Source organism: Clostridium sp. CTA-19, from assembly GCF_054767855.1.
Genome location: NZ_BAAABH010000091.1, coordinates 1 through 660, shown reverse-complemented (window position 1 = coordinate 660; position 660 = coordinate 1). Strand labels below are relative to the sequence as shown.

The 660-nt window shown below is 30.5% G+C and carries 1 protein-coding gene; it reads right to left on the bottom strand.

Annotated features, from left to right (window positions below):
* Positions 1–173: 173 nt before the first annotated feature.
* Positions 174–660 (bottom strand): transposase (locus ACYUE0_RS17755; protein ID WP_460271941.1); only part of this gene is annotated, 487 nt, incomplete at its 5' end.

Here is a 660-nt window from a genome sequence, read left to right as displayed (position 1 = left end):
AAGCTCGAATTTAAATTTATTCAATAACTTTAAAATATTTTCATACAAAATGTAGTGTTGAATTCTAAGCGATTCAGAGCATGTCTCACTATTTGGGGTATCCAAGTTTTGGAATGGATAATTTTAAAAGTCAACTTGGAACCCTATATAGGGTTCCAAGTTCAGAATTAAAATTATACTAGGTAATTTTTAGCATAAGCTAACGAAAAAAGTTTGTTTTTATTTGAATTTAATTCGTCAAAAATAAGTTTAGTATCCATAACAAGCTCATAAATATTTTCTCTAGCACTAGGCCTGTATAACAAAGATTTACAGTGTCTCCAAATATGTTCTTGAGGGTTCATTTTAGGAGAATATTTCGGTAAGAATATCGGTTCTAACCTATCTCTGTTATCAAAATAAAATTTTTGCATAGCAATGCTATTATGAGTTTTAGCATTATCAAGAAATATAATAACCTTTTTACCAGGGTTAATTCTCATCAAATGCAACATATGAGATTGTATGGATTCTGATGTTATTGATTCTTGGGAAGAATAAATATCAACAACAGTATGCATATTATTTAAAATAGATGTGGAGCCAACTAGGCGTAGCCCTTTATGAGAACCATTTTTCTCAAGTATAGGGGGATGTCCTACTGTGCTCCAAGAGTAATAG